Here is a 19530-nt window from a genome sequence, read left to right as displayed (position 1 = left end):
TTACAATCACATTATTTTATTTGTCCAATCCAGGCCCCACGCGAGAGCCGGGCAAGCATCAATCGTCTTCTTTATTGATCTGGCTGGCGCGGCGCTGAAGATAGGCATCACGGAAAAATACATATTTATCCAAAGACGCTTCCTCGATCAGGTTACCTGCATCCAGTACCGATGCACGCTTGTCAACCAGGCGCAAAACCGTGCCGGTATTGCGTACATTGACAGGATAGACGTAAGCCCATGGATCGCCATAGATATCGATAGGCGTTGCCAGCGTATCGCGCAAGGTGGACGAACCGAACAAAGGCAATACGACATAAGGACCGGATTTCACGCCCCAAGTTCCCAGCGTCTGGCCAAAATCTTCCTGATGCTTCGGCATGCCTGCTTCGGTCGCAATATCCAGCACGCCACCCAGGCCGAATACGGTATTCACGCCGAAACGGAATACGTCATTCATACCTTCAGTACCCTTGCCTTGCAAAAAATTATTAGCGGCATTCCATACGTCGCCGATATTACTGAAAAAATTGCCTATACCGGTCTGCACAAACGAAGGCAGCACAGTCTGATAAGCCTTGGCGGCAGGTTTCAGCGCAACGCGGTCCAGCGTGTCGTTAAAACTGAACATCGCGCGGTTGAAGCCTTCAAACGGATCGCGCGGATTGCGCGCTGTGCTTGCAGTGCTGACAGCCGTGCTGTCAGCGCCAGTTCCGGCTTGGCCGCTGGAAGGTGCGGTCGTGGCGCAAGCGCTCAACAGCAGGGAGGCAGCAATGATGAGTGCTGCGCTGGAGTTTTGTAGTTTCATTTTTTATCGTCCTTACCCTCGGTCGCCTTGCTGAACAGGAACTGACTGATCAGGTTCTCCAGCACTATGGCAGACTGAGTCATGGTTATTTTATCGCCCGCCTTCAGGTTGACGGTATCGCCGCCAGCCTCCAGACCTATGTATTGCTCGCCCAGCAGTCCTGACGTCAGGATTTTTGCTGAACTATCTTTCGGAAATTGATAGCGCTGCTCCAACTCCAATGTGACCGACGCTTGAAATTTCTTGTCGTCAAACTTGATGGAACTGACGCGCCCGACCACTACACCGGCGCTTTTTACTGCAGCGCGCGGCTTCAGGCCACCGATATTGTCAAAGCTACCGGTCACATCATAGGTCTTTTCTGTCGAAAGCGAGCTCATGTTCCCGGCCTTTAACGCCAGGAAGAGCAAAGCCGCCGCACCTAACAGTACGAACAGCCCTACCCAGAAATCCAGTGATTTTTTTTGCATAACCCACCTCTCAATCCATCTTCACAACACTCCGTACTATCCAACCAGGAGCGTCTGCATGTTTTAATTCTGTGCCTTCTGTGCCGTAAGTCAGACTCTAAACTCGACTTTAAATCCGGCTCTTGTACTCATTAACGCTTATTTGAACATCCAGGCCGTCAGCAGGAAATCCAGCCACAATACCAGCAAAGATGAAATAACGACCGTGCGCGTGGTTGCGCGCGAGACGCCTTCCGGTGTCGGGCTGGCTTCATAACCCTGGAACAGCGCAATAAACGTTACAGCAAAACCGAAAACGATGCTTTTGATGACGCCGTTCCCAATGTCCATCCAGACATCCACGCCGCCCTGCATCTGCGACCAGAACGAGCCTTCATCCACGCCTATCAGTTGAACGCCGACCAGATAGCCCCCCATCACGCCCATCGCGTTGAATATGGCGGTCAGTATCGGCATTGCAATAATGCCTGCCAGAAAACGTGGAGCAATCACACGTTGCAGTGGATTAACGGCCATCATCTCCATCGCCGCCAATTGCTCGCCAGCCTTCATCAAGCCGATTTCCGCAGTCAGCGAAGTTCCTGCGCGGCCTGCGAACAGCAATGCCGTCACGACGGGCCCCAGCTCACGCACCAGCGACAGGGCCACCAGCAAACCCAGGGCCTGTTCGGAACCGTATTTGTTCAGTGTGTAATAGCCCTGATAACCCAGCACGAATCCGACAAACAAGCCCGATATCGCAATAATCACCAGTGAATAATTACCGATGAAATGGATCTGGTCCGTTACCAGACGCGGGCGCCGCCATAAGCCGAGTGAACTCAGCAATATCGCAAAAAAAGTCCGCGTCGCATACCCCAGATCCGAGCCCAGCTCACGCACCCATTGTCCCAGACGGCTAATCATCGCGGCGCTCCCGTCTTGCCGATACCAAGGTCATCCGCCAGGGATTTTCCAGGGTAATGGAAAGGCACGGGACCATCCGCTTCTGCATGCACAAACTGCTTCACATACGGGTCGTCAGACTCTTGCATCTGCTTAGGCGTGCCTTGCGCAACGATCTTGCCTTGCGACAGGAAGTATACATAGTCGGCAATCATAAAGGACTCATTTACATCGTGCGATACCAGGATGGAAGTAGAGCCCAGCGCATCATTCAACTTCCTGATCAAGTTCGCTGTTACGCCCATCGATATAGGATCCAGCCCGGCAAACGGTTCGTCATACATGATTAATTGCGGGTCCAGCGCTATCGCGCGAGCCAGCGCAACACGCCGCGCCATGCCGCCGGAAATCTCGGACGGTTTCAGCCCAGCTGCATTGCGCAAACCGACAGCATTCAACTTCAAAAGCACCAGATCGCGCAACATGTCTTCCGACAGATCGGTGTGTTCGCGCAATGGGAATGCCACATTCTCGAACACACTCAAATCGGTAAACAAAGCGCCGTGCTGGAACAGCATGCCCATCTTACGGCGCAAGGCATACAGACCGTCAGTCGACAGCGTATGCACAATCTGACCATCGACCGATATCTGCCCCTGCTGAGGCGTAATCTGGCCGCCGATCAGGCGCAAAATAGTCGTTTTCCCCGAGCCTGAGCCCCCCATGACTGCGATGACTTTACCGCGAGGGAAGTCCATCTCCAGACCGGATAAAATCGCACGATCGCCATAGCCAAAGTGTAGGTTGCGGATTTCGACGAGATTGGGCACGTTGCGATCAAAAATGGGAAAAGTGAGATTGTAATGCAGAACCGGTTTCAAAGTTTGCATTAGGCATAATATTATAAAAACAACAATCCCGTCATTCTTTGGGAAAAGATTGACGGGACAGAATATTCCACTGCAAAAAGACCGATTTCGTCTGGATTTATTTCAAATATCGCTGCCTCACAAACTAAAAGTTAATGAATCTTGAGTCAGCAAGCATTTTTATGAGGCTAAATTACATCATGCAAAGTTATGTAAAGGGCTCCTGAAGAGCCCTATTCAATTCATCAGGAGTACATTAACGGGGTAAAACCGAGTCACCCATCAGTGCAGCATCCACTTCCCGCGCACACTGGCGACCTTCGCGTATCGCCCATACTACCAAGGACTGGCCGCGGCGCATATCTCCGGCTGCATAGACTTTATCAACATTAGTCTTATAGCAACCAGCACCATCGGTCGTCGCCTTGGCATTGCCACGCGCATCTTTATCGACACCAAAAGCATCCAGAACTTGTTGCACTGGAGATACAAAACCCATCGCCAGCAACACCAGATCGGCCTTCATTTCGAATTCGGAATTCGGCACTTCCTGCATTTTGCCGTCCTTCCACTCCACGCGAACGGCAATCAGTTTGTCGACTTTACCGTTTTTTCCTTCCAGGCGCTTGGTGGCCACCGCCCAGTCACGGTCACACCCCTCCTCATGCGAAGAAGAAGTACGCAGCTTGGTTGGCCAGTAGGGCCAGACCATGGGTTTGTTTTCCTGCTCAGGCGGTTGCGGCAGCAATTCAAACTGTGCCACGGATTTAGCGCCGTGGCGATTCGATGTGCCCACGCAATCAGAACCGGTATCGCCGCCGCCAATCACGATCACGTTCTTGCCCGTGGCCAGCAATTGATCCTTGACCTTGTCGCCGGCATTGACCTTGTTTTGCAATGGCAGGAAGTCCATCGCAAAATGCACGCCCTTCAATTCACGGCCGGGAACCGGCAAATCGCGCGGCTGCTCTGCACCGCCGGCAATGATGACCGCATCGAAATCTTTTTGCAGCTGTTCCGGCGAGATGGTTTCCTTGGACCAGTTGGTCACGTTTTCAGGAAAATCCTTGCCGACCAGGACGCTGGTGCGAAATACCACGCCCTCGGCTTCCATCTGCTCGATGCGGCGGTCGATATGCGACTTTTCCATCTTGAAATCAGGAATACCGTAGCGCAGCAGGCCGCCGGCACGATCATTCTTTTCAAATACGGTGACATCGTGGCCGACACGCGCCAATTGCTGCGCGGCAGCCAGGCCAGCAGGCCCGGAACCGACCACAGCAACTTTCTTGCCGGTCTTGATCAAGGCAGGCTGTGGTTTGACCCAGCCGTTCTCCCAGCCCTTGTCGATGATGAAATGCTCTATCGATTTGATGCCGACAGGATCATCATTGATGCCCAGCGTGCAAGCCGACTCGCAAGGCGCAGGGCAAATGCGGCCGGTAAATTCCGGGAAATTATTGGTGGAATGCAGGGTATCCAGTGCGAGCTGGTAATTGCCGGTATATACCAAGTCATTCCAGTCCGGAATGATGTTATTCACAGGGCAGCCGTTGTTGCAAAACGGGATGCCGCAATCCATGCAGCGGGCGCCCTGTATCTTCGCTTGCGCGTCGTCCAGGTGCAGCAGAAATTCCTTGTAATGCTTCTTGCGCAGTTGTGGCGCTTCGCTCGCTTCCTGCAAGCGCTGATATTCCATGAAGCCGGTTACTTTACCCATGTTTCCCTCTATCTATTCTGTCTCATGTGGGCCTAGCCCAATCCTGTGATGTCAACTATGCAGTGAGCGCGCTACGCTGCTGCAGTGTGGCGGAGCGATCGCCGCACTGCGCGCGAACCCACGCTATGCAGCGACTTTTTCCTTGGCGGCAGATGCCTGCTTTGCAGCATACATTTCAGCCAGGGCGCGTTTGTATTCGGTCGGGAACACCTTCACAAACTTGGCTCTGCCGCGCGCCCAGTCATCCAGCAAATTGCGGGCGCGGGTGCTGCCTGTATGCTTGAAGTGGCGCTCGATCAGGCTGCGCAGGATCGCTTCGTCCGTCTCGCCGTCGCCACCGCGCAGGCGGCTGTGCCAGATGGATTTGTCTATCGTCGCGGCCTGCACATCACCGGCCAGCACCTGCTCCAGGCTGACCATGGACATATTGCATTTTTCTTCAAACTCGCCATTCGGGTCATACACATAGGCGATGCCACCCGACATGCCGGCGGCGAAATTGCGCCCAGTGTCACCCAGCACCACCACGGTACCGCCCGTCATGTATTCACAGCCGTGATCGCCGGTACCCTCTACCACGGCAACAGCACCGGAGTTACGCACCGCAAAACGCTCACCGGCCACGCCATTGATGAAGGCTTCGCCGGATATCGCGCCGTACAGCACGGTATTGCCGCAAATGATGTTGTCCACTGCCCAGCCACGGAACTCGGTGTTCGGGCGGATGATGATGCGTCCGCCGGACAAACCCTTGCCCACATAGTCATTACCTTCGCCCACCAGGTCCAGCGTCACGCCGTGCGCCAGGAAGGCGCCTGCGGACTGGCCCGCCGTGCCTTGCAACTGTATGTGTATCGTGTCATCAGGCAAACCGGCGTGGCCGTATTTCTTCGCCACTTCACCAGACAGCATGGTGCCGACGGTACGGTTCAAGTTCTTGATAGGCGAGATGAATGAAACCTTTTCGCCTGTCGTCAGTGCGATTTTGGCTTGAGAAATCAGCTTGTTATCAAGAGCTTTTTCCAGCCCATGCTCTTGCGCTTCCACGTGCCTGATAGGCGCATCCGCGGCGACTTCAGGCTGATGGAAGATGCGGCTGAAATCAAGACCCTTGGCTTTCCAGTGCGAGATCGCTTTCGACTTGTCCAGCAAATCGACGCGACCGATCAGATCGTCATAGCTGCGGATGCCCAGTTGCGCCATGATCTGACGCAACTCTTCCGCAACGAAGAAGAAGTAGTTGACTACATATTCAGGCTTGCCCGAGAACTTCGCGCGCAAAACCGGATCTTGCGTTGCGACGCCGACCGGACAGGTATTCAGATGGCATTTTCGCATCATGATGCAGCCTTCCACTACCAGCGGCGCCGTGGCAAAACCGATTTCATCCGCACCCAGGATAGCGGCAATCGCGACGTCGCGGCCGGTCTTCATCTGGCCGTCTGCCTGTACCCGCACGCGGCCGCGCAGGCCGTTCAACACCAGCGTCTGCTGGGTTTCGGACAAGCCCAGCTCCCACGGCGTACCTGCATGCTTGACAGAAGACAATGGCGACGCACCGGTGCCGCCGTCATGGCCGGCGATAACGATGTGATCGGACTTGGCCTTCGAGACACCGGCAGCGATCGTGCCGACACCGACTTCAGACACCAGTTTGACCGAAATCGATGCCTGCGGATTGGCATTCTTCAGATCGTGGATCAACTGCGCCAGATCCTCAATCGAATAGATGTCATGATGCGGCGGCGGCGAGATCAGGCCCACGCCCGGCACCGAGAAGCGCAGCTTGGCAATGTATTCCGACACTTTATGACCGGGCAACTGGCCGCCTTCACCTGGCTTAGCGCCTTGCGCCATCTTGATCTGTATCTGATCTGCCGAGGTCAGGTATTCGGTGGTTACGCCGAAACGGCCGGACGCTACCTGCTTGATCCGTGAACGCAGGGAATCGCCATCCTGCAAGGGCATGTCGACTTCTATGTTTTCCTTGCCGATCATCGAAGCCAAAGTTTGGCCTTGCTTGATCGGTATGCCTTTCAGCTCTTGCTGGTAGCGCGCAGGATCTTCGCCGCCCTCGCCGGTATTGGACTTGCCGCCTATGCGGTTCATCGCTATCGCCAGCGTTGCATGTGCCTCAGTACTGATGGAGCCCAGCGACATCGCGCCGGTAGCGAAGCGCTTCACGATTTCTTTTGCAGGCTCCACCTGGTCCAGAGGGATCGCCTTCGCAGGATCGATCTTGAACTCGAACAGGCCGCGCAAGGTCATATGGCGGCGCGACTGGTCATTGATGATCTGCGCATACTCTTTATACGAGTTGTAGTTGTTCGCCTTGGTGGAGTGCTGCAGCTTGGCGATCGCATCCGGCGTCCACATATGGTCTTCGCCGCGGATGCGGAATGCGTATTCGCCACCGGCATCCAGCGCATTTTCCAGCACGGGATCATTGCCGAAGGCCAGCTTGTGCAGGCGCAAGGCTTCTTCCGCGACTTCAAACACGCCTATGCCTTCCACATTGGACGCAGTGCCCTTGAAATATTTATCGACCAGCGACTTATTCAAGCCTACCGCTTCAAAGATCTGCGCACCGCAATAGGACATGTAGGTGGAGATACCCATCTTGGACATGACCTTCATCAAGCCCTTGCCTATAGCCTTGGTGTAGTTATAGATAGCTTTTTCAGGCGACAGTTCGCCGCTCAAATCCTTGGCCATATCCTGCAAGGTTTGCATGGCCAGGTAAGGATGGACCGCCTCTGCACCATATCCGCCCAGCAGCGCGAAGTGATGCGTTTCGCGCGCAGAGCCGGTTTCCACTACCAGGCCGGCGGAAGTGCGCATGCCCTTGGTAACCAGGTGCTGATGCACGGTGGAGGTAGCCAGCAGCGCTGGAATAGCGACGTTGGCTGCATCCAGCTTGCGGTCGGAAATGATGATGATGTTGTGACCGGATTTGACTGCATCCACCACCTCGGCGCAGATGGACGCCAGGCGTGCCTCGATACCGTCCTTGCCCCAGGCTACCGGGTAGCAGATATCCAGTTCATAGGATTTGAACTTACCGCCGGTATTGGCACTGATATTGCGCAGTTTCGCAATGTCGGCAAAATCCAGCACCGGCTGCGCGACTTCCAAACGCATTGGCGGGTTGATGTTGTTGGTATCCAGCAGGTTGGGCTTGGGTCCGATGAAGGAAACCAGCGACATGACCAGCGCTTCACGGATAGGATCGATAGGCGGATTGGTGACCTGCGCAAACAACTGCTTGAAGTAGTTATACAGCGGCTTCAACTTGTTGGACATCACGGCCAGCGTGGAATCATTGCCCATCGAGCCGATGGCCTCTTCGCCGCCGATAGCCATCGGTGCCATCAGGAATTTCAGGTCTTCCTGGGTATAGCCGAAAGCCTGCTGGCGATCCAGCAGCGATACTTCGCTGGCGGCCACTTCCTGGCCGGCTTTCAATTCATTCAGCTTGATGCGGACCGACTTGATCCACTGCTTGTAAGGCTTCGCGTTGGCGTAGGTGTCCTTGATTTCCTTGTCATCGATGATGCGTCCGGCGTCCAGGTCGATCAGGAACATCTTGCCTGGCTGCAGGCGCCATTTCTTGATGATCTTGGATTCAGGAATAGGCAGCACGCCCGATTCCGATGCCATGACCACCAGGTCGTCGTCGGTGATGATGTAGCGCGCTGGGCGCAGGCCGTTCCTGTCCAGCGTACCGCCGATCTGGCGGCCGTCGGTAAAGGCCATCGCTGCCGGGCCATCCCAGGGCTCCATCATCGCAGCGTGGTATTCGTAGAAGGCGCGGCGGTTTTCATCCATCATCGTATGATTTTCCCAGGCTTCCGGGATCATCATCATCATCGCCTGCGCAATCGGATAGCCGGCCATCACCAGCAGCTCCAGTGCATTGTCGAAGCTGGCGGTATCGGACTGGCCTTCAAAAATCAGCGGATACAGTTTTTGCAGGTCTTCACCCAATACCGCGGACTTCATTACGCCCTCGCGCGCGCGCATCCAGTTGAAGTTACCCTTGACCGTATTGATCTCGCCATTGTGCGCAATCATGCGGTAAGGGTGGGCCAGCGGCCATTCAGGGAAGGTGTTGGTGGAAAAACGCTGATGCACCAGCGCCAGCGCCGATACACAGCGCGGATCCTGCAGATCCTTGTAATACACGCCAACCTGGTCTGCCAGCAGCAAGCCCTTGTAGACTATGGTACGTGCCGACATTGACGGTACGAAGTATTCCTTGCCGTGTATCAGCTTCAGCGCTTCAATCGCATGCACAGCCGATTTGCGGATCACATACAGTTTGCGCTCGAGCGCGTCGGTCACCATGATATCGGCGCCACGGCCGATGAAGATCTGGCGAATTACCGGCTCCTTGCTGCGCACGGTAGGCGACATAGGCATATCGCAATCTACCGGCACATCGCGCCAACCCAGCACGACCTGGCCCTCGGCACGGACCGCGCGTTCAATTTCCTGCTCGCAGGCGAGGCGGGACGCATGCTCTTTCGGCAAGAAAATCATGCCCACGCCATATTCGCCCGGCGGCGGCAAGTCTATGCCCTGCTTGCCCATTTCTTCGCGATAGTACTGATCCGGGATCTGTATCAGCACGCCGGCGCCATCACCCATCAACTTGTCGGCACCAACGGCACCCCGGTGATCCAGGTTTTTCAGTATCAGCAAACCTTGTTCGATGATGGCATGGGATTTCTTGCCCTTGATATGGGCCACAAAGCCTACACCGCAGGCGTCGTGTTCGTTGGCTGGGTCGTACAGGCCTTGCGCGTGCATACAAATTCTCCACTCAGAAATAAGGTTATTACGAAGAATAGTGCAGTGCAAAATATTATTCAACAAGAACAATTAGGGTCGGAGTTAAATTAAATAACCACGAAATTCAATTTATTTTAATTGGGGACATAGTAAATTGAAATAATTTTTATTAGTCTGACAATCAATTCATCAAAATAAAAGTTTGCACAACTATGCCGTCAGCAACTAATGTGCCAATCGCTGGCCGAACAGGCAACATTCATTAGGCAAGGGAAAAATCTACCATAAAGAGCAAATGAGGGAGGATGATGGCGAATCATGCCGGAGCCTAGGGGAATGCTCCCCTAGTCACAACCACAACAATAGACGGCCAGCCGACCCGGCACAGGCTTAGGCCTCGGGGCCAGCGCCTGCGGAGTCGGTTTTTTGCAGGCGCGGACGGCCGCGCTTGCCTGGCACTACCCTGCGCTCAGTCTGCTTTTCCATTGCAGCCCGGAATTCAGGAGAGCCCAGCAACCATCCCTTTTCAACCGCATTCAGCAAGGCATCGCTGTCTTTACGAGAAATTCCCTGCTCCACTAGTTGCTTGTAGGCAGCCTCACGCTGGAAAGGCGTATTCCCCATACCCCAATATTGGGAGTGATCGGTGATCACTGCATCATGCCGGGCGCCTATATGGTGCAGATAACTGGTCCACGCATATTCGGAAGGCTCACGCGCGAGACCCGCCGCTACCGGGCTAAGTTCTATATAGCTGCTGCATGTGAGGAAATAGCCGTCTGGGTCAATCACGGTCGCCTTGTAGCGGCCTTGCCACAGGGTTCCGCTCCTTTGGTATCTGCGATTAAAATAAGGGACATAGTGCCTTCCCAACCACTGCATCATGCGGCTCAGGCCCTCTGCATCACTGGGAGTTGCGAGTAAATGCAGGCATTCCGGCAGCAATGCATAGGCATGTATCGCCACCTTGAACTGTTTGGCGGCGTCCGTCAGCCAGGACAGGAAACAAGAGTAGTCTTCCGCATCATGGAATAAGACCTGATGGTTATTTCCCCATTGCATGATGTGATGCTGTTGATTTGCAATAACCAGACGCGAAAGCCGTGCCATACATGACCGTTAAAAGAAGCTAATCCACCATTGTAAAGCAAAACCCCATCACTCTGACCCCAATTTATTTCGATTGAATACCAGCATATGCCGTAAGCCCAAACTAAACGGCAAGCATGCCGGCTATTGCAACAGGCATCAAATGTCTCACTCTTGCCACCATCGTTCCTAGCGTTTACTTGATTTAATGAAATCTTGTCTCAGCGCAGCAAAAAGACCCTATACTTTTCCCGCAGCTTTATAAAAATACATGGTCTGCCATGCGGGCCAGCAAATAACAAAACGGGGATGAAGAAAGTGAAATTACGAGCAAAAATCGCTGCGTGCATGGCTGTCGTGTGTGTCTTTTTTACCATCGCCATCGTCGGCGCGCTGGCAGGCATGCAAAGTGCCAAAAGCCAGTTTGAGAATTTCCTGGACCAGGACCAGGCGCAACTGCAGGCCATCAACGACATGTATGCGCAAGGCCTGCAAATGGGACAGGCGCTGCGCAATGTGGTTTTGAACCCGGCCAACCTGCAAGGCAACAAGAATTTGGAGGCCGGCGCCAGTGAATTTGACGCCGCGCAAAAGCGCGCTTCGTTACTGGCGCAAACCCAGCCGGCTACGCTGCAAAAACTGCAAGACATCGCGCAAATGCGTGAAAAACAGAATGCCGCCCAAGCCGCCATCGTCAATCTGGCTAAGAGCGATCAGGCAGCAGCAATCCAGACCCTGAATCGTGATGAAACTCCTATCTGGAGGGAGATGCGAACCATACTACTGGACCTGTCCAAGGCCAAGAATGCCGAGGTCGCGTCAATCAAGGCCAACGTTATCGGTTTCACGCAAAAAATGCTGATTACGAGCATCCTGCTAGGCGGCCTGTCTGTTGTTGCCAGCGCGGCGATCGCCTTCTGGCTGTCGCGCAATGTGATGGGCATGCTGGGCGGCGAGCCCGACTATGCGGTTGATATTGCGCAGAGCATTTCATCCGGCAACTTCACCAATCATATAGACCTGCGGACAGGTGACCGGAACAGCCTGCTGGCGAATATGAAAATGATGCAGCAAAAATTGTCGGCCATCATAGGCGAGGTCCGCAACGGCACGGAAACCATCACGGTCGCATCGCAAGAAATTGCCTCCGGCAATGCCGATCTGTCATCCCGTACCGAGTCGCAAGCCAGCTCGCTGGAAGAAACCGCCAGTTCGATGGAAGAGCTGACCAGCACCGTGAAACAGAATGCCGACAATGCGCGCCAGGCGAACCAACTGGTGGTGTCCGCCAGCAGCGTCGCCGTCAAGGGCGGTGCCGTGGTCGGCCAGGTTGTCGATACCATGGGCTCGATCAAGGAAAGTTCGCGCAAGATTGTCGACATCATTGGCGTCATCGACGGCATCGCCTTCCAGACCAATATCCTGGCGCTGAATGCGGCGGTAGAAGCGGCGCGTGCCGGCGAGCAGGGCCGCGGCTTCGCCGTAGTTGCGTCCGAAGTGCGCAACCTGGCGCAACGCAGTGCCGGTGCCGCCAAAGAAATCAAGATGCTGATCGGCGATTCGGTCGACAAGGTGGACCAGGGCAGCAAGCTGGTGGATGAAGCCGGTAAGACCATGGGTGAGATCGTCAACAGCGTGCAACATGTAGCTGACATCATGAGCGAGATCACGGCTGCCAGCCAGGAACAAAGTTCGGGCATCGAACAGGTGAATCTGGCAATCACGCAGATGGATGAAATGACGCAGCAGAATGCCGCGCTGGTAGAGCAGGCTGCAGCAGCGGCGGAGAGCATGCGCGAACAATCCGATCGATTGTCCGATGTAGTCAGCCAGTTCAGGATCAACGAAGTTCAAACCGCTACGTCTGCCGCTAACCCAAGACCGGTAGCCAGGCCTGCTGTGGCGGACATGAAACTCAGGCGACTGGCCTAGCCGGAGTGGTAGCGGTTCGCTAGCTTGCAGTCGCGAGCTTCGTTGCTGTGCTCGCTACCGTGCCCGTTACTGCCTCGTCCTGGCCGCGAAGGCTTGCAAGAACAGGCAAGGTCACGGTAAAGCTGCTGCCCTTGCCCAGTTCACTGACCAGATCAATGCTGCCGCCATGCTTTTGTATGATACCGTAGCTGATCGCCAACCCCAGCCCGGTTCCCTGCCCCACCGGCTTGGTCGTGAAAAACGGGTCGAAGATACGGCCTATGTCTTCCACCGCAATCCCGCTACCGGTATCGCTGATGGTAATCTGCACCGTATCACCGCATTGCTGGGTACGGATGGTAATTGTGCCGTGGATTTCCATCGCCTGGGCCGCGTTGACCAGCAAATTCATGAATACCTGGCTGATCTCGCCTATTACACATTCCACCATCGGCAGCACGCCATACATCTTGACCACGTCCGCCCGGTAACGTATCTCGTTCATCGCCATGCTCAAGGTGCTATCCAGCGCCTGATGCAAGTCTGCGGGTACATAGCGTGACTGCCGCTCCAGCCTGGAAAAATCCTTCAGCGACTGCACAATCTTGCTGACCCGTCCTATGCCCTCCCTGGCGTCCGCCACGACCTCCACCAGATCTGCTCGCACATAGTTCACATCTATGCCTGCCTTCACCGCCTGCAGACGCTTGCTGGAAGTCAGGTTAGGATCCAGTTGTACCTCGATGCCGCGATAAGCATCCAGCAATTGCAACAACTTATTGCTATGGCGGGATAGCACCGTCAAATTGGAATTGACGTAGCCAAGCGGATTATTGATTTCGTGCGCCATACCGGATGCAAGTTGCCCTACAGAAGCCAGCTTCTCTGATTGCGCCAAACGCTTCTGGGCCGACTTCAGTTCGGCCTCGGCCTGCATTCTGGCAGCGATATCCTTGGCAATGCCGAATACGCCGACGATCTCTCCATCAACCACAATCGGCAAATTAGTGACATTTACATAGAAGCGGCTGCCGTCCGGCCGATAGCCTGCCATGTCATAGTTTTGCGGACAGCCCTGCATCGCCAGTTTAACCAGAGTGGTGACGCGCTCACGGTCTGCCCCCACTACGACGGGCAGGAAAGATTGCCCTTCGGCGGACTCGACCCTATGTCCGGTAATACGCTCAACGGCGGCATTGCCGGACAAGAACTTGCCATCCAGATCATACGAGTACACCGCATCGGGATGGAAATCAAATAGCGAGCGGTAACGCTGCTCGCTCTCATGCAAGCGCCGTTGGATAGACTTCAGATCAGTGATGTTGCGTCCGACGCCTATCAGCAATTGATCCGCAGCCGACCAGTGCACTGACCAACTGATGTCGACCAAGCCTCCATTCTTGTGCACATAGCGATTCTCAAAGCCGTGCAGTTCTACACCTTGCATGATGGATTGCGCCGCACGCTGGCTCTCCTCCCAGTCTTCCTTGAATAAAAATTCCAGGAAAGGACGTTCCAGCAACTCGTCCCGTTCGTAACCCAGCAAGCGTTGCCAGGCATCGTTGACTTCGACAAGATAGCCGTCTGCATCAATCGCGCAAATCAGGTCGCGCGCGTTCGAGGTGAGCAGCAAGGTAGCCTGCAGTTGTTCATTCATGCGCGCCAGCGCATCGACCTTTCGGCCCAATTGCTTGCGCAGGCTCCCAACTATCCATGCAATCAATGGCAGTGTAATGCAAAGGACCAGCAATCTTCTTTCTGCTTCCACCGTGTAATTAAAGAGACGGCCTGCTCCGGACAGATAGACTGCGATATAGCCCAGCGAAACCAGCAAGCTCAGGCCTATACCCCACCGCCCGCCCATGAAACCTGCATAGACAACCGCAACGATCAGTATCGGTGCAGGATTAGGTATCCTGAAAGGCGTTTCCTGTAGCAGCTGCATGCCTATGATCAGCGCAACGGTCAGCAAGGGTCCGCTGGCCGAAATCCACCATTGGGGATTGTTTTTATATTCCATGCTCATGACCAGTTATCCTGAAACCAAGGCATGATCATCGCCCATACGCTGGCGCAAACGGCTATTTTCCAGCAGCAATTCATGATGGCGGAATGCCTCCCGCACGGAAGCAATCAGCATATCGTCATCCCATGGCTTGACCATGAATTTGTAGATGGCGCCCCGGTTGATCGCTTCTGCAATCGTATCGAAATCGGCATGACCGCTCAGCACCATGCGCACACTCTCCGGGTGGATATCCTTGGCAAGGCGCAAGAATTCAGTCCCGCTCATTTCCGGCATGCGCTGATCGGCAATGATGACGGCGACCTCATTCTCTGCCAGGATTTCGAGCGCGCGGCTAGCCGTATGGGCAACCAGGATGCGGTAGCCGTCAGGCTGAAAAAGGCGAGTCAGGATACGCAGGATATTCTCTTCATCGTCCACCAGCAGCAGGGTCTTGGCACCTGCCACGTCATTCATCGGTGTACTGAACAACTGCTGTCGTGCAGCCAGACGCTCAGTCATCGCCTGCGCTGATTCTGGCCGGCATAGCAGGTAGCCTTGCAACTCATCGCATTGATGCCGGCGCAGGTAATTCGCCTGCGCTTCGGTCTCGACGCCTTCCGCGACCACATGCAATTTCAGGTTATGCGCCATATTGATCACGGTACGGCAAATCGCTGCATCTTCCGGATCCACGGTAATATCTCTGACAAAAGAACGGTCTATCTTCAGCGCATCGATGGGAAAGCGCTTGATATAGCTGAGGCTGGAATAGCCGGTGCCGAAATCGTCGATGGAAATCCTGACGCCGATATCCTTGATGCGCCTCAGCGCCGCGATGAACATCTCAGGGCTCTCCGTTGCCAGCGATTCGGTAATTTCCAGTTCCAGCATGGCTGCCGGCAAACCGCTGTCGACTAACGCCCCTTCCACCATCTCGCAAAAACCCTGGTGCCTGAACTGCGCCATAGACGCATTCACTGAAATCGGAAAATTGGATAAGCCGCTTTCTTGCCATATCTGGTTCTGGCGGCAGGCTTCCTGCGTCACCCATTCCCCTATCGGTACAATCAGATTGGAATCTTCTGCGATGTGGATAAACTCCAGCGGCGGCACCATGCCGCGCTGCGGATGTTTCCAGCGTATCAGTGCCTCCATGCCGCAAATTTCGCCGGTGCGCGTGCTGATTTTTGGCTGGTAGTGCAACAAGAACTCCTGGCGCTCCAGCGCCAGCCGCAATTCCGTCTCTATGTCACGGCGCTTTGACACCTTGACGCCAATCTCCGGTGTATAGAATTGATAGTTACCACGTCCTGCAGATTTTGCCTTGTACATTGCCATATCGGCGGACTTCAGCAAATCGCTGACTGTTTCACCGTCATTCGGATAAAAGGCTACGCCTATGCTGGCGTCCACGCTGATTTTTTGGTCATCTATCAATAGCGGAGCCCGCAGGTTGCAAAACATCCTGCCTATGACTTCCTGCATTTCGCCTGCATTGGCGATGTGCGGACAAATGACGACGAATTCATCACCGCCAAAGCGCGAAACGGTATCGCCCGCGCGCAGGCTGCGTACAAAGCGCTCCGCCACCGCTTTCAGCAGGCGGTCTCCGATATTGTGCCCCATCGTGTCGTTGATGCTCTTGAAATGGTCGACGTCGACAAAGGCCAGGCCTACCATGTGCCGCTCCCGCTTTGCATAGCTGATTGCCTGCTCTACCCGGTCTTCCAGCAGATTGCGGTTCGGCAATCCGGTCAGGCTGTCATGGCTGGCCTGGAAGGCGAGTTCGTTTTCATAATTGACCCGGTCCGAGATATCGGTCAACGTTCCGACAAAATGGGTGACCGTGCCGTCGGTATCCCGAACCGGCGATATCCGCAGGCTGTTCCAGAATGGCGTGCCATCCTTGCGGTAGTTGTGCAATACTGCGCGCCCCTCGCTCTTGTCGCGCAACGCTGCGCGTATATCGACCAGGCCTATTTGCTGCGTATCCTTACCCTGCAGGAAGCGGCAATTTTTTCCGATCACTTCCTGGGACAGATAGCCGGTGACCTTCTCAAACGCCTGGTTGACTGAAATAATGGGCATGTCAGGCGACATCGCATCACATATCAACACACCGTCACTGGTCGATTCCAGCGCGCGCTTATTCAGTACCAGCGCCTGTTCGGCGATCTTGCGCTCGGTAATGTCCTGCAATACCCCCGTGTATCGGACCGGCATGCCGTCCACATCCCTTTGCATCAGGCTACGTTCTTCGACGTAGCGGAGACTGCCATCCTTACGTAACAGCTTGTAATCAATAGAACTTTCGTTTTCTATTCCCTCAAATAAGACGCGCCGCGCCAGCAGTACTCTGTCCTTGTCCATCGGGTGTACCAGCTTCATGTATTCGTCAACGCTGAAGCTGGAAATGGCGGTGTCGAGGCCCAGCATCGCACATACAGCCGCCGACATGGAGAAAGTGCGGCTGATGCAATCAATGCTCCAATCTCCCATGCCTGCCAGCTTCTGCGCTTCTAGCAATTGCTGCTGTATTGCGACCATTTTTCTGTCGTTGCGATCGCGCTCTATCGCCACCGCAGCGACACCGTTCAGATTGGCCGTGATGCCGACTTCCGCCTCAGTAGGAGCCCTGCTTTCCTGGTAGTAGCTGGCAAAGGTACCCACCAGAGTGCCATCCGAGACAAAGATAGGCATCGACCAGCATGCCTTCAAACCATGCTTCAGCGCCAGGTCCTTGTAATCCTTCCATAGGAGGTCGGTAGCAATGTCAGTCACCACTGTGGTTTCACGCCGGAATGCCGCCGTGCCGCATGAGCCCACCGCGGGACCGATTTTTACTCCATTGATCGCCAACTGGAATTCCGCAGGCAGGCTGGCCCCGGCTGCACAATAAAGTCTCTGGCCGTCCTCGGACAATAGCATGATAGTCGCTACCGTACGCTCGGACTGATGCTCCATCAGATAAGTGATCTGCTCCAGTACCGACGGCAGCGCCTCGCCGCGGGTGGCGCTTTCCAGTATGCGGGCCTGACCCAGGATCAGTTCCTCGCTGCGCCTTTGCAGCGATACATCGCGCACCACGCACATTTCTGCGTTGGCACCCTGGTACATAAAGGTCGACGACGATATCTCCATATCAAAATAGCTGCCGCCCAAGCGCCTGCCTTTGACCGTTACCGGCAGATTGGGTAAATCCTGCTCGGCGCGTGCCGTTCGCCTCAGCATCAGCGGCCAGTCATCCGGATGAAACAATTGCTGGTATGGGATAGTCTGCATCGCATCGCTGTCTGTCGTGCCGAACAGCCGACGCCCAGCCCTGTTGATAAATCGCAGAAAGCCATTTTGGTAGATGTAGATACTGTCCGGTGACAGGTCCACCAGCGTACGGTAGCGTGATTCAGTCTCGCGTATCGCAACCTCTGCAGTGAGCTTTGCCTGCTCCTGCACGTCTTTGCCGAGAAAAAATGAAATGGCGTTTGCAAGTTCGGCCAGAAGGCCGGTATTTTCATCGTCGAAATACTGTGCATGCGCGTCACCGATCGCGAAGACGCCGACCATCTGTCCCTGGCTGTACAAAGGGAAAGCACCGGCAGAATGCACATTCACTGAGCGCATGGCCTTCATCCAGCGTTCGTCGTCGGCTAGTCCGAGGTAATCATTGGTCAGGCAAGGTTTTCCTGCTCTCACCGCTCGCACGGCGACGCTATTTTTTTGCATGGCCACGTCGTCCAGATCGTATTTGATCGCACCGACACGCCTAAGCGACATGCCGGCACTGGCCACCGGCTGTATATGCCGCTGTTTCAGCATGCCTATCCAGGCCACATCGCACATTTTCAAGCTGACTGCCGCATCGCAAATACTCTGGAATAGCTCGGCAGTATTTTGGGAATGGATGATGGCATGATTGGTCCTGGCAAACACTTCGTAGAAGTGCTGTATGCGCAGCAGATGCGCTTCATTCTGCTGCTTGATCCTCAGGTCGCTGATGATGGAATTCCACAAGGATCTGTCGCGATCCAGGTTGGCCTGCATCCTGACTTCTACAGAATAAGTGCTGCCATCGGCACGCGCATGCGTCGTTCCAAGCACATGATAGCCGCGGGTACCCTCGGTAAAATGCGTCAGCCGGCTGAATACCTTGCTGTCATAGTCTTTACTGATCTTCCGGCTCTCTATCCCGGCGATGGCGGCATCTGAGTAGGCGAGGTTTCTGCGTGCAGCGTCGTTGGCGTAAACCAGCCTGCAGGTTGACGAGTCTGCCAGCAGAAACTCATTGAAGCTGCTGTCCGTTATGGCGACAACGTGCGAAATACTGCCCGCTGTCGAATACGCCTCCAGCAGCGCGCCGGCAATTTCCGTCAAATTGTGCAGGCTCGCTTTTTCGGCATCGCCCAGCACGCGAGAACGCATGTCGATCAGGCACAGGCTACCCACCTTGTGTGAACCCGTGCTCAGAATCGGTAAGGTAATATAGAAGCGTATGCCAGGCTCGGCGGAGACCAGCGGATGCTCAGTGAAGCCGGGGTCTGCTCCGATGTCATTGATTTCGGAAGCGCCGGTCTGCGCCAGTGCCTGCTTGCAGAAGGCAATATGTTCCCCCCTATCCCAACCCTCGTCCCACAGGCGGCCATCAAAGAAGCATGTACTGCTTCCATCCTCAAGAAAAATCATGGCGGCACGCATATCGCACGCGCACGCGGCCAGTTCTGCTATCGATGAGAGGCTGGGCACCAGTTGTATATCGGGGCCACCAGCGCCACCAGGCTTAACTCCAAAGCTTGTGCCGGCAACATGTGCCGCCGGCATGGAATGTTTTTGACCATCAGACGGTAAAGCGCTTGCGGCCATCTGTTTCTCCTGTCACAGGTCTTGGAAGGTGTGGGTACAGGGATATCAAATAAAGCGCGATGCACTACTTACTATGAAAAAACACTATGAGAAAGCCAGAATTTATCTGCTTCTCCTAC

10 protein-coding genes are annotated in these 19530 nt (G+C 54.8%); 1 reads left to right on the top strand and 9 read right to left on the bottom strand.

The window, feature by feature from the left end:
* Window positions 1-58: 58 nt before the first annotated feature.
* The 7 genes from IEW12_RS20390 to IEW12_RS20360 all read right to left on the bottom strand — a co-directional run bounded on the left by IEW12_RS20390 (window position 59) and on the right by IEW12_RS20360 (window position 10656).
* Complete coding sequence (locus IEW12_RS20390) at window positions 59-808, bottom strand: MlaA family lipoprotein (RefSeq protein ID WP_188567934.1); 750 nt, start codon at window positions 806-808, stop codon at window positions 59-61.
* On the bottom strand, window positions 805-1278 hold the full coding sequence (gene mlaD, locus IEW12_RS20385) for an outer membrane lipid asymmetry maintenance protein MlaD (RefSeq protein ID WP_188567933.1): 474 nt from the start codon (window positions 1276-1278) through the stop codon (window positions 805-807). Before mlaD ends, IEW12_RS20390 begins: the two co-directional genes overlap by 4 nt.
* Before the next feature lie 138 nt (window positions 1279-1416).
* Window positions 1417-2184 (bottom strand): lipid asymmetry maintenance ABC transporter permease subunit MlaE, encoded by a 768-nt coding sequence (mlaE, locus tag IEW12_RS20380; RefSeq protein WP_188567932.1) that lies wholly within the window; start codon window positions 2182-2184, stop codon window positions 1417-1419.
* Entirely contained in the window at window positions 2181-2993 is an 813-nt protein-coding gene (locus tag IEW12_RS20375; protein ID WP_188567931.1) for an ABC transporter ATP-binding protein, read from the bottom strand. Before IEW12_RS20375 ends, mlaE begins: the two co-directional genes overlap by 4 nt.
* Window positions 2994-3288: 295 nt before the next feature.
* The gene (locus tag IEW12_RS20370; RefSeq protein WP_188567930.1) at window positions 3289-4752 is read right to left on the bottom strand and encodes a glutamate synthase subunit beta; all 1464 of its coding nucleotides are present in this window, start codon (window positions 4750-4752) and stop codon (window positions 3289-3291) included.
* Window positions 4753-4875: 123 nt separating this feature from the next.
* Window positions 4876-9564, bottom strand: a complete 4689-nt coding sequence (locus IEW12_RS20365) for a glutamate synthase-related protein (RefSeq protein ID WP_188567929.1) — start codon at window positions 9562-9564, stop codon at window positions 4876-4878.
* A 372-nt stretch (window positions 9565-9936) separates the two neighbouring features.
* The gene (locus IEW12_RS20360) at window positions 9937-10656 is read right to left on the bottom strand and encodes a transposase (protein WP_188567928.1); all 720 of its coding nucleotides are present in this window, start codon (window positions 10654-10656) and stop codon (window positions 9937-9939) included.
* A 297-nt stretch (window positions 10657-10953) separates the two neighbouring features.
* Between IEW12_RS20360 and IEW12_RS20355 the strand changes: the two genes are divergently transcribed.
* Window positions 10954-12567, top strand: a complete 1614-nt coding sequence (locus tag IEW12_RS20355) for a methyl-accepting chemotaxis protein (RefSeq protein WP_229751249.1) — start codon at window positions 10954-10956, stop codon at window positions 12565-12567.
* Window positions 12568-12586: 19 nt separating this feature from the next.
* Here IEW12_RS20355 and IEW12_RS20350 read toward each other — a convergent pair whose 3' ends face one another.
* Together IEW12_RS20350 and IEW12_RS20345 are read right to left on the bottom strand one after the other, a co-directional pair.
* The gene (locus tag IEW12_RS20350) at window positions 12587-14572 is read right to left on the bottom strand and encodes a PAS domain-containing sensor histidine kinase (RefSeq protein ID WP_188567926.1); all 1986 of its coding nucleotides are present in this window, start codon (window positions 14570-14572) and stop codon (window positions 12587-12589) included.
* Between the two features lie 6 nt (window positions 14573-14578).
* On the bottom strand, window positions 14579-19411 hold the full coding sequence (locus tag IEW12_RS20345) for an EAL domain-containing protein (protein WP_188567925.1): 4833 nt from the start codon (window positions 19409-19411) through the stop codon (window positions 14579-14581).
* Window positions 19412-19530: the final 119 nt, after the last annotated feature.

This window comes from Parundibacterium terreum (genome assembly GCF_014636315.1).
In the GTDB taxonomy this organism is placed as follows: Bacteria; Pseudomonadota; Gammaproteobacteria; order Burkholderiales; family Burkholderiaceae_D; genus Undibacterium; species Undibacterium terreum.
This window is presented reverse-complemented; position numbering and strand designations above follow the sequence as displayed.

What these genes read in the sequence shown, in the direction of transcription:
- IEW12_RS20345 (WP_188567925.1), bottom strand. Translation starts at nt 19,411, where the DNA reads ATGGCCGCAAGCGCTTTACCGTCTGATGGTCAAAAACATTCCATGCCG.
- IEW12_RS20365 (WP_188567929.1), bottom strand. Translation starts at nt 9,564, where the DNA reads ATGCACGCGCAAGGCCTGTACGACCCAGCCAACGAACACGACGCCTGC.
- IEW12_RS20390 (WP_188567934.1), bottom strand. Translation starts at nt 808, where the DNA reads ATGAAACTACAAAACTCCAGCGCAGCACTCATCATTGCTGCCTCCCTG.
- IEW12_RS20370 (WP_188567930.1), bottom strand. Translation starts at nt 4,752, where the DNA reads ATGGGTAAAGTAACCGGCTTCATGGAATATCAGCGCTTGCAGGAAGCG.
- IEW12_RS20350 (WP_188567926.1), bottom strand. Translation starts at nt 14,572, where the DNA reads ATGAGCATGGAATATAAAAACAATCCCCAATGGTGGATTTCGGCCAGC.
- mlaE (WP_188567932.1), bottom strand. Translation starts at nt 2,184, where the DNA reads ATGATTAGCCGTCTGGGACAATGGGTGCGTGAGCTGGGCTCGGATCTG.
- mlaD (WP_188567933.1), bottom strand. Translation starts at nt 1,278, where the DNA reads ATGCAAAAAAAATCACTGGATTTCTGGGTAGGGCTGTTCGTACTGTTA.
- IEW12_RS20360 (WP_188567928.1), bottom strand. Translation starts at nt 10,656, where the DNA reads ATGGCACGGCTTTCGCGTCTGGTTATTGCAAATCAACAGCATCACATC.